The sequence below is a fragment of the Bradyrhizobium uaiense genome (assembly GCF_010811875.1).
Lineage (GTDB): Bacteria > Pseudomonadota > Alphaproteobacteria > Rhizobiales > Xanthobacteraceae > Bradyrhizobium > Bradyrhizobium uaiense.
In genome coordinates, this window is the sequence record NZ_VKHP01000301.1 from 1 (window position 1) to 10,132 (window position 10,132).

At 64.5% G+C, this 10,132-nt stretch carries 13 protein-coding genes; 11 read left to right on the forward strand and 2 right to left on the reverse strand.

The genetic code is table 11. The features are described 5' to 3' along the window. The 10 genes from FNJ47_RS41030 to FNJ47_RS41070 all read left to right on the forward strand — a co-directional run. The coding region (locus FNJ47_RS41030) for an adenylate/guanylate cyclase domain-containing protein (protein WP_163161858.1) at positions 1–1,265 on the forward strand (1,265 nt) is incomplete at its 5' end. 72 nt (positions 1,266–1,337) lie between these two features. After that, positions 1,338–2,066 carry a GntR family transcriptional regulator gene (locus FNJ47_RS41035; protein ID WP_163161860.1) on the forward strand — a complete coding sequence of 243 codons (729 nt, stop codon included), beginning with the start codon at positions 1,338–1,340 and terminating at the stop codon, positions 2,064–2,066. Positions 2,067–2,112: 46 nt separating this feature from the next. After that, entirely contained in the window at positions 2,113–3,357 is a 1,245-nt protein-coding gene (locus FNJ47_RS41040; protein ID WP_163161862.1) for an MFS transporter, read from the forward strand. Between the two features lie 15 nt (positions 3,358–3,372). Continuing rightward, positions 3,373–4,272: an amidohydrolase family protein gene (locus tag FNJ47_RS41045; protein ID WP_163161864.1), complete on the forward strand. Its 900-nt coding sequence runs from the start codon at positions 3,373–3,375 to the stop codon at positions 4,270–4,272. 99 nt (positions 4,273–4,371) lie between these two features. Then, complete coding sequence (locus FNJ47_RS41050; RefSeq protein WP_163161866.1) at positions 4,372–5,289, forward strand: PhzF family phenazine biosynthesis protein; 918 nt, start codon at positions 4,372–4,374, stop codon at positions 5,287–5,289. Between the two features lie 354 nt (positions 5,290–5,643). Continuing rightward, positions 5,644–6,525: an NmrA family NAD(P)-binding protein gene (locus FNJ47_RS41055; RefSeq protein ID WP_163161868.1), complete on the forward strand. Its 882-nt coding sequence runs from the start codon at positions 5,644–5,646 to the stop codon at positions 6,523–6,525. A gap of 30 nt (positions 6,526–6,555) precedes the next feature. After that, on the forward strand, positions 6,556–6,930 hold the full coding sequence (locus FNJ47_RS41060; protein ID WP_163161870.1) for a hypothetical protein: 375 nt from the start codon (positions 6,556–6,558) through the stop codon (positions 6,928–6,930). A 65-nt stretch (positions 6,931–6,995) separates the two neighbouring features. After that, complete coding sequence (locus FNJ47_RS50675) at positions 6,996–7,283, forward strand: SDR family NAD(P)-dependent oxidoreductase (RefSeq protein WP_236000411.1); 288 nt, start codon at positions 6,996–6,998, stop codon at positions 7,281–7,283. 58 nt (positions 7,284–7,341) lie between these two features. Further along, a complete protein-coding gene (locus FNJ47_RS50680) occupies positions 7,342–7,671 on the forward strand; it encodes an SDR family NAD(P)-dependent oxidoreductase (RefSeq protein ID WP_347341786.1) in 330 nt (109 codons plus the stop codon). Positions 7,672–7,751: 80 nt separating this feature from the next. Continuing rightward, a complete protein-coding gene (locus FNJ47_RS41070) occupies positions 7,752–8,213 on the forward strand; it encodes a MarR family transcriptional regulator (protein WP_163161872.1) in 462 nt (153 codons plus the stop codon). An 80-nt stretch (positions 8,214–8,293) separates the two neighbouring features. Here FNJ47_RS41070 and FNJ47_RS41075 read toward each other — a convergent pair whose 3' ends face one another. Both FNJ47_RS41075 and FNJ47_RS41080 read right to left on the reverse strand, forming a co-directional pair. Beyond that, positions 8,294–8,755 carry a DUF488 domain-containing protein gene (locus FNJ47_RS41075; RefSeq protein WP_163161874.1) on the reverse strand — a complete coding sequence of 154 codons (462 nt, stop codon included), beginning with the start codon at positions 8,753–8,755 and terminating at the stop codon, positions 8,294–8,296. A gap of 10 nt (positions 8,756–8,765) precedes the next feature. Continuing rightward, positions 8,766–9,614 (reverse strand): DUF72 domain-containing protein, encoded by an 849-nt coding sequence (locus tag FNJ47_RS41080; RefSeq protein WP_163161876.1) that lies wholly within the window; start codon positions 9,612–9,614, stop codon positions 8,766–8,768. 137 nt (positions 9,615–9,751) lie between these two features. Here FNJ47_RS41080 and FNJ47_RS41085 point away from each other — a divergent pair. Continuing rightward, positions 9,752–10,132 (forward strand): hypothetical protein (locus FNJ47_RS41085; protein ID WP_163161878.1); only part of this gene is annotated, 381 nt, incomplete at its 3' end.

The window sequence follows — 10,132 nt, forward strand, 5'->3', positions numbered from 1 at the left end:
CCGCCGATTTCCACCATGCCCTGATGCGCGAGGTGATGACCACCGAGCTGCTGCGCGTCAAGGTGCTGATCGGCACCGCCGTCATGCTCGGCGCCATCAGCCTGCTGGTGTATCTGTTCGCGCCGGAGGCGGTCAGCCGGGTCTGGCACGGCAACCTCAGCCCGGTCTACATTTTCTACGTCACCGGTCCGCTGATCCTGTTCGAGATCTGGGTGCACGGTGCGATCACCTGGTACATGCGCAAGGACCGCGACCTGCCGGTGATCCGGCGCTACATCGGCGTGCTGGTCGAGACCTCGCTGCCGACCGTGGTGCTGGCGTTGCATATCGACAGCATGGGACGCCAGGAGGCGCTCGGCTTCGTGGCGCCGCTGATCTATTTCGTCTTCATCATTCTCTCGACGCTGCGGCTCGACTTCTGGCTCTCGACCTTCACCGGCTTCGTCGCGGCGACCGAGCTGTTCTACATGGCGGTGTTCTTCCACGCGGCGGATGGCGTCGCGGCCGATCAGGGCATCTACTATCACGCCGCGCGCAGCACGATCATCCTGATCTGCGGCGTGCTGGCCGGGGCGGTCGGCCTGCAGTTGCGGCGGCAGTTCGCCGCCAGCATTGCCGCTGCCACCGCGCGCGATCGCATCACCAATCTGTTCGGCCAGCACGTCTCGCCGCAGGTGGTCGAGCGCCTGATGGCGGAGGGCACCTCGACCGGGAGCGACATCCGTCGCGTCGCGGTGATGTTCGTCGATTTCCGCAGCTTCACCGCGGGCGCGCGCACGCGTTCGCCGCAGGAAGTGGTGGATCGGCTCGACGGCGCCTTTGCCGTGCTGGTCGATATCCTCGATCGCCACGGCGGCATCGTGAACAAGTTTCTCGGCGACGGTTTTCTCGCGCTGTTCGGCGCGCCGTTCGAGGCGGGCGATGCCGCGCATCAGGCGGTCGCTGCCGCTCGCGAGATGCTGGCGGTCAATGAACGCACCAACGCGGCGTCGAGCTGGCCGCTGCGGATCGGCATCGGCATCCATGTCGGCGAGGTCGTCGCCGGCAATATCGGCTCGCCGCGGCGCAAGGAATACACCGTGATCGGCGACACCGTGAACTTTGCCGCGCGGCTCGAGGCGCTCAACAAGGAACTCGGCTCGCAATTCCTGATCTCGGCTGCCGTGCGCGATGCGCTCGGTGACGACTGCAAGGACGCCGTCTCGCGCGGCGAGATCCCGGTGCGGGGTTACGAGCACCCGGTGCCGGTCTGGCAATTGGGATAGGCCGCAACATCATGAGGCAAAGGTATCAAGGTAGCTATTGACGTGCTGTCATCTACTCATATAGATGACTAGATGAATTCAACTCTCGACGACCGCCTGCCGCGCTACCAGCGTCTCCGCGATGATCTCGCGGCGCGCATCAACCGCAATGAATGGCGGCCGGGCGATCCGATCCCGTCGGAGGCCGAGCTCGGGGCGCATTACGGCGTCGCGATCGGCACCGTACGCAAGGCGATCGATCAGCTCGTCAGCGACGGCGTGCTGGAGCGCCAGCAGGGCCGCGGCACCTTCGTGCGGCGCGCGCGGTTCAATTCCTCGCTGTTCCGCTTCTTCCGCTTCCAATCCGAGAGCGGTGAGCGCCGCGTGCCGCAAAGCCGCATCCTGCGGCGGAAGACGATGCCCGCGACAACAGCGGTGGCGTCGGCGCTGCGCATCGGCGTCGGCGAGCCCGTCATCAGCCTGTCGCGCCTGCGTTTGATCGACGACGTGCCGCTGCTCGCGGAGGAGATCTGGCTCGAGAGGTCGCGCTTCGAGGCGATCCTGTCGCTCGACACCACGGAGTTCGGTGACCTGCTGTATCCGCTCTATGAGGATCGCTGCGGCCAGGTCGTGGTCTCCGCCGATGAAATCCTCACCGTCGAGATCGCGAACGAGATGCAATCGCGCCTGCTGCGGCTGGAAGCCAACGCGCCTCTGATCATGATCGAGCGCCTTGCCTTTGATCTGGAGCGGCGGCCGATCGAATGGCGCCGCTCACGCGGGCCGGCGGATCGCTTCCGCTACCACGCCGAGATCAGATGAGCGCGGCAATCAAATAAAGCAACACAAGACATTTCAGGGAGGAATGATGGCAAACTGGTACAGCGAATGCTCGCCGCTCGAACGGCGCACCTTCTGGGCAAGTTTCGGCGGCTGGGGGTTGGATGCACTGGACGTCCAGATGTTCAGCCTTGCGATTCCGGCGCTGATCGCAGCCTTCGGCATCAGCAAGGCCGACGCCGGTCTGCTCGGTTCGGTCACGCTGTTCTTCGGTGCGTTCGGCGGCTGGCTCGGCGGCGCACTCGGTGATCGCTTCGGGCGGGTGAAAGCGTTGCAGATCACGGTCGCGACCTTTGCGCTTGCGACCTTCGCTTGCGCGTTCGCGATGAGCTACGCCCAGCTCCTGGTCCTGAAGGCGATCCAGGGCGTCGGCTTCGGCGCCGAATGGGCCTGCGGCGCGGTGCTGATGGCCGAGATCATTCGTGCCGAGCATCGCGGCAAGGCGCTCGGCGCGGTGCAGAGCGCCTGGGCAGTCGGCTGGGGCGCGGCGGTGCTGCTCTCGGCGCTGGTCTTCACCTATGCGCCGGCCGAGATCGCCTGGCGCGTCCTGTTCGCCGTCGGTCTGATTCCGGCGCTGCTGATCCTCTACATCCGCCGCGGATTGAAGGAGCCGCCGCGCGCCGCATCGCGTGCGGCCGAGCCGCCGTTCTTCGCGACGCTCGCCGGCATCTTTCACCGCGATGTGCTGCGGTCGACCTTGATCGGCGGCCTGTTCGGCATCGGCGCCCATGGCGGCTATGCGGCGCTGACGACATTCCTGCCGACTTATCTCCGCGAGGAGCGGCATCTCTCGGTGCTCGGCTCCAGCGCCTATCTCGCCGTGATCATCGTCGCCTTCTTCTGCGGCTGCGTGGTCTCAGGGATCATCAGCGACCGGATCGGACGGCGGGCCAACGTGACGCTGTTCGCCGCCGCCTGCGTCGTGACGGTGCTGGTCTATATCTTCGCGCCGCTCTCCAATTCGCAGATGCTGGTGCTTGGCTTCCCGCTCGGCTTCTTCTCGGCCGGCATTCCCGCCAGCATGGCGGCGCTGTTCAGCGAGCTCTACCCGGCGGGCGTGCGCGGCACCGGCGTCGGATTTTGCTACAATTTCGGCCGCATCGTCTCCGCGGCGTTTCCGTTCCTGGTCGGCTACCTCAGCGATCACATCGGCCTTGGTGCGGCGATCGGGATCGACGCTGCGTTTGCCTATTCGCTGGTCCTGGTCGCGGTGCTGATGCTGCCGGAAACCCGCGGCAAAGTTTTCGAGCAGGCCGCCGCCTCACGCGCGTGATGATGAGGAGCGATCATGACATCGTACGAACATGGGTTGACGCGGCGCCAGTTTGCCGCGGGAGTAGCTGCCGCGCTGTCGGCAGGCGGATTGGCGAGCAGAGTGAGGGCTGAGGTGCCGCAACTGGCGATCGATACCCACGCCCACGTCTTCCATCGCGGGCTGAAGCTCGCGCCGGGCCGCCGCTACGCGCCCGACTACGACGCGCCGCTTGCGCTCTATCTGCAGCAGCTCGACCAGAACGGCATCACCAATGGCGTCCTGGTGCAACCGAGTTTTCTCGGCACCGACAACTCCTATCTGGTGGAATGCCTGAAGGCGACCAATGGCCGCCTGCGCGGCATCGCCGTCGTCGATCCCACCATCGCGGCTGACGAGCTGCACGCGCTCGATCGCGCCGGCGTGGCCGGTATCCGCCTCAATCTGGTCGGCCAGACGCTGCCCGATCTGACGTCGGGTGAGTGGACGGCGCTGCTGGCGCAGATCAGAGCGCTCGACTGGCAGGTCGAGATCCAGCGCAACGCCAGCGATCTTTCGACGCTCGCGCCAAGATTGCTCGATCAGGGCGTGAAGGTCGTGCTCGATCATTTCGCCTTGCCCGATCCAAAGCTCGGCATCGACGATCCCGGATTCCAGTCGGTCCTCAAGCTTGGCACGACGCGAAATGTCTGGGTCAAGATCTCGGCGCCGTATCGCAACGGCGCCGCCGGCGAGGCGTTCGCGAAGCAGGCCTATCCGTTGCTGCGCAATGCCTATGGCGTCGATCGGCTGCTGTGGGGGAGCGACTGGCCGCACACCCAATTCGAGTCGACGCAGGGTTACGCCAAGAACCGCAAATTCCTCGACGAGCTCGTCACCGATGCCGGTGAGCGCGCGCGTGTGCTCGCATCACCGCGCGAGGTGTTTCGGTTCTAGCTCGCGGGCGATTGCACCGAGTGCTCTGATGGGCGTCATTGCAGCTGTGCTACGATGGCGCCATCGGTCGCGGATGACCGGAGCACAAGGACACGCAAGATGCAGCGGCGCTATATCACTGTCGATGTTTTCACCGACCGCGCCTTCGGCGGCAACCCGCTCGCCGTGGTGCTCGACGCCGAGGGGCTGTCGACGGCGCAGATGCAGGCGATCGCGACCGAGTTCAACTATTCCGAGACGACCTTCGTGCTGCCGCCGCAGGACAAGGCCAACGACGCCCAGGTGCGCATCTTCACGGTGCGCTCGGAAATTCCGTTCGCTGGCCATCCCAATGTCGGCACCGCGTTCGTGCTGGCGAGCCGCGCGGCGAAGCCGCCGGAGGAGCTGAGGTTCGAGGAGAAGGCGGGCCTCGTGCCGGTCAAAATCCTGTCGGACGGCGGCAGGGTTGTCGGTGCCGAGTTGACGGCGCCGCAGCCGCTGCAGCGAACCACCGAAGTGAACGCCGCCGCTGCCGCCGCGTGCCTGTCGCTGTCGGCGGATGACGTGACAACCGATCGGCATTTCCCGCAGGTGGTCTCGGTTGGCCTGCCGTTCCTGGTGGTGGAGATCGCCTCGCGCGAGGCGGTCAGGCGCGCCCGGCCCGATGCCGCGGCGTTCGCCAGGGTGCTGGCCGAGATCGGCCGCGACGTCGTCTATTTCTACACCCGTGACATTCCGGCGACTGAGCAGCCGCTCGACCTGCAGGCGCGCATGTTCCATCCGGGCGCCAGCGGCCTCTCCGAGGATCCCGCGACCGGCAGCGCGACCGCGGCCTGCGCGGCGCTGCTCGCCGACATCGATCCTATCAGCGATGGCGAGTTGCGGCTGCGGATCGGGCAGGGCGTCGACATGGGTCGGCCAAGCTTGTTGTTGACGCGGGTGCGCAAGCAAGGTGGCGCCATCGTCTCAGTGCATGTCGGCGGCGGCTGCGTGAAGATGCTGGAGGGGACGATGAACCTCCGTGGCGCGGAGAGCTAGGCGTGTCCTTACGCGACATCTGCTATCCCCCAACAGCGCTGAAGGCGCGGACATTGCACGGCGCCTGAGAAGGGGCCATACACCGACATGTCGACGGGCCTGACCTTTTTCTTGACCTGGTGGCCCTGAGCGAGGCGCGTTTCTCGAAGGCGCGAGCCAATCGACGAAATTGCTCCGATATCCGACAGCTCTCCCGGCAGGGCCGTCGTTGATGTCGGCACTCGCCTGTCGACCACACGGCGATGTGAACGGTCCACGCCCGGTACCGAAACAAACGCCTTGACTTAAGAGCATATGCACCTATTCTCGTCTTTATAAGAGCATATGCTCTCATATAAACAAAGGAGCGTTGCCATGAGCGAAGCAACTATTCTGGTCAGCGGGGCAACCGGACGAACCGGAGGTGCTGCCGTCGACGAACTGCTCAAGATGGGCAAGACGGTGCGCGCCTACGTGCGTTCCGACGGTGAGCGGGCCGCGGCTCTGAGGCAGCGTGGGGTCAACATAGCTCTCGGCGATTTCACGGATATCGACGCCATTCGCGCGGCCATGGAAGGCATCCAGTCCGCATATTTTCTCCATCCGATCGCGCCGGGGATCATCGCGGCGGCCGCCTATTTCGCGCAGGCCGCGAAGGAGGCCGGCGTCACCGCGATCGTTAATATGTCTCAGATTTCGGCACGCCGGGAATCGGCAAGCCATGCGGCGCAGGATCACTGGGTTTCGGAGCGCGTGTTCGACTGGTCGGGCGTGGCGACGACGCATCTGCGCCCGACGTTCTTCGCCGATTGGCTGGTCTACCCGCATTTCGGCAAGGAGATCTGGGCAAAGAAGAAGATCGAATTTCCGTTCGAGAACGGGCGCCACGCGCCCATCGCCAGCGACGACCAGGGCCGTGTCATCGCCCACCTCCTGGCCAAGCCAGGAGGTCACGAAGGCAAGATTTATCCGCTGCACGGCCCGGTGGAGATGAACCACACCGAGATCGCCGCCGAGATGAGCGAGGTGCTCGACAGCAAGATCGAATACGCGCCGACGTCGATCGCGGTGTTCAAGGAGAAGATGGAAAAGGTCTACAAGTTTCCTCCGTTCCTGGTGCAGCACCTGGTCGAAGTCGCCCAGAATTATCGCGAGGGCATCTTCTCGGGCGCCAACGATGTCGTCGAGAAAATCACGGGAACACCGCCCCTGACGGTCCGCCAGTTCATCGCGCAGAACCGCGCCGTGTTCGCCTGAGTACGATCGAAGTCAACATGAGGTTTGACGATGTCCTACCCACAAACCGAGCGACACCCGTTTTTGGATGATCTGACCGCTGATGCAGAGCTCGTCAGCTCCGCGCTGCGCGGTCCTGTCGCCGGACGCGATGACATCCGCCGCGTCGTCGACGCCGTCGGAACGTTTTACGCGTCACAAACGCCCACCTTTGTGCAGAACGTCGGCTCCCGGCTGTTTCTTGAATACGAGGCCGTTCTGAACAGCGGAGAGAAGCTGAGTGCGGCCGTCATCGTAGACCATAACCCGGACGGATCAGTCCCGCGCGTCAGCGTGCGAATGAGCCCGCTTGGCGCAGTGCTCGCACTCGCCACTGGTCTGCGCGAGGGGCTTTCGCAACAGCTACGGCAAGATCTTTTTCTCTGAGTTGAACACGGGCCGGCAGCGCGAATGAGTCGCACTGGCATCCAAATCTGGAAAGGTAGAATGTCATGGATATCAAGAATGCAACCGTCTTCATCACCGGTGCCAATCGCGGCCTGGGTCTCGCCTTTGCACGCGAGGCACACCGCCGCGGAGCCGCCAAGGTCTATGCGGGCATGCGCAAGACCGATGGATTCAATGAACCCGGCATCATCCCCGTGAAGATCGACGTCACCGACCCGGCATCGATCGCAGCTGCCGCTGCGTTGGCGGCCGATGCGACGTGCGGGCCGATTGCGCCGCGACATCGGCCGAGAGAGGCCCGTCGATCAGAGCGGCGATACCGGCGTTGTTGATCAGTATCGGCTTTCGGCTTCGTCGACAGGATCGGTTCGAAGGCCCGCCATCATCAACGTGCTCTCCGACATCGTGTGGCTGCCGCGGCCGATTCTGGCGCCCTATGCCGCGTCCAAGGCGGCGGCCTGGAGCTACACCAACCAGCTCCGCTTTCATCTGCGCGAACGCGGCGTTCAGGTTCTCGGCCTGCATGTCGGGTTCGTGGACACTGACCTGACCAGCGGAATTGACGTCCCGAAGGCGAGCCCCGAGGACGTGGTACGCCAGACCTACGACGCCCTCGTCGCCGGCAAGAGCGAGGTCATGGCCGACAAGGGAACGGCGGTGCTGAAGGGCACGCTTGCGGCCGAGGAGCCCGGCTACATCACGCCGCCGCAAGGGTTTTGAGAAGGGTTTTGAGAATATCGCTGCGCCCGCGCCGTGCCTATATTCGCGGCGCGGGCGATAGAAAACGAGAACGACAAGGAGTGTTGCCGGTGAACAGGCCTCTGGGAATCGATCAATGCAACTGCTCTGCCATGAGGAAGGCCAACCGGCAGATGTCGCGCTTCTATGATGCTCACCTCGAACCGGTTGGCCTGCGCATCACGCAGTTCCTCACCCTGGCGGCGCTGAACGAACTCGGCAGCGCCGCCGTCAACGCGCTCGCCGAGCAGCTCGACATCGAGCGGACCGCCATGGGCAAGATGGTGGGCTTCCTGGAACGCGACGGCCTCGTTCGGATCCGGCCCTCGCCAACCGATGGGCGAAGCCGCCTGATTGAGCTGACCGATGCCGGCCGCCGTCTTCACGACAAGGCCGCTCCGCATTGGCAGCGTGCCCAGCGAGAGTTCGAGCAGCTGAACGGGGCGAAAAATGTCGCGGTGCTGCGAGGGGCCCTTCGCGACATGGTCGTTGGCGACATCAAGCCGAGCTCATCCGAGGACTGAGCGCTGCTATCCGACCGCGAGCGCGCGGCCGCGATGCGTGGCCATCAAAAGTCGACGTCTATGCCTTTATGAGTACACGCCTAAACCTGCGGCGCCGCCAGGTTCTCGATCTTGACGCCGTCGCGCTCCTCGATGATCTCGGCGATCCAGCGGCGATGGCAGTGCTCGTGGTCGCGCTCGTAGCAGAGGATGCAGACCGGGCCCGACTTCTTCACCAGCGCCGACAGCTCGTCGAGCTCTTCCCTGGCCTGCACCGTCTTGAGATGCGCCGAATAGATCTTGTGCAGCAGCGCATATTGCCCGCTGCGCGCCGCCTCGCGGCCGCTCTTCGGCGTGCCGAGGCCGCGGAGATGGACGTAGCCGATGCCGCGCTCGTCGAGGCCGGCGGCGAGCTGGGTCTTCGAGAAGCCCGGCCGGCGCGAGGAGGCGACCGCGCGGACGTCGACCAGGAGTTTCACGCCGGCATGCTGGAGCTCGTCGAGCACGGCCTTGGACGGTGTCTGCTCGTAGCCGATGGTGAACAGCTTCCGCGCCTTCGCCATCGGTTCTCGCTCACTTCACCCGTTCGATCAGTTCCATCGCGCCCGCCGGCGCGCGGATCTTGCCCTCGTGGATCACGTAGGCGAACACGTCGCGCGGCGCCTTTTTCGGTGCTGATTTGTCGACCTTCGGCAGGTCGTCCGGCTCGCCGCCGCCGGCCCAGTCCTGAAACCGCTTGGCCCAGGCATCGAGCTGCTTCGGCGGGTAGCAGGTCTTCAATTCGTCATTGCCCTTCTGCAGCCGGGCATAGACGAAGTCACTGGCGACGTCGGCAATCGCCGGATATTTGCCGTGCTCGGCAAACACCACCGGCACCTCGTGCTCGCGAATGAGGGCGACGAACTCGGGCACGCAAAAGCTGTCATGGCGCACCTCGACCACATGGCGCAGCGCGCGGCCGTCGAGCTTGCGCGGCAACAGCTCGAGGAACTTGCCGAAATCGGCGCCGTCGAATTTCTTGGTCGGCGCAAACTGCCAGAGCACCGGTCCGAGCCGGTCCCTCAATTCCAGCACGCCCGAATCATAGAACCGCTTCACCGAATCGCCGGCCTCGGCGAGCACGCGGCGGTTGGTGGCGAAGCGCGGCCCCTTCAGCGAGAAGATGAAGCCGTCGGGCACTTCGCTGGCCCATTTGCGAAAGCTCTCCGGCTTCTGCGATCCGTAATAGGTGCCGTTGATCTCGATCGAGGTCAGCTTGGAAGCTGCGTAGGACAGCTCCTTCGCTTGCGTGAGCTTCTCCGGATAGAACACCCCGCGCCACGGCTCGAAGGTCCAGCCGCCGATGCCGATGTAGATGTTGCCTGCGTCTGTCTTGGTCGTCTTCGCGTCGGTCTTGGTCGCTTTGGTGGGAGCTTTGGCCACGACTGCACTCATCGTGAGGAGGGAGGGGATCGAGATTAGTCAAAATAATCGTGATTGGCCAGTTTGCCAGATCTGCGCGGCGATGCTTATCGTGCTCGCCGGTGTTGGCTAGGATGCAGAAAAACGGGAGAACAACAATGCGCATGCTGGTTGCGGCCGCCTTCTTGATCACGTCCTCCGCTGCCATATCGTCCGTTGCCATACCCTCCGTCGCGATGGCCGACGAGGTCGACGACGCGCACAAGCTCGCGATCACCGGCCGCGACGCCTACTGGAATTGTCTCGCCCGCGAATATCCCCGCGACAGCAACAAGACGATGTCCGACCAGGAGTTCACCTCGCTGATCGCCAATGTCTGTCCCTCGGAGCGGCAGAACTTCCGGGTGTCGCTGATCGACTTCCTCTCGCTGCAGTTTCCGAAGCAGGATGCCGACGCCAACCTGACCACCGCCAACCGCGCGATCGAGCTGGCGCAGAAGGACATCGTGACCGCCTTCACCCGGCGCAAGGCTGCGGCG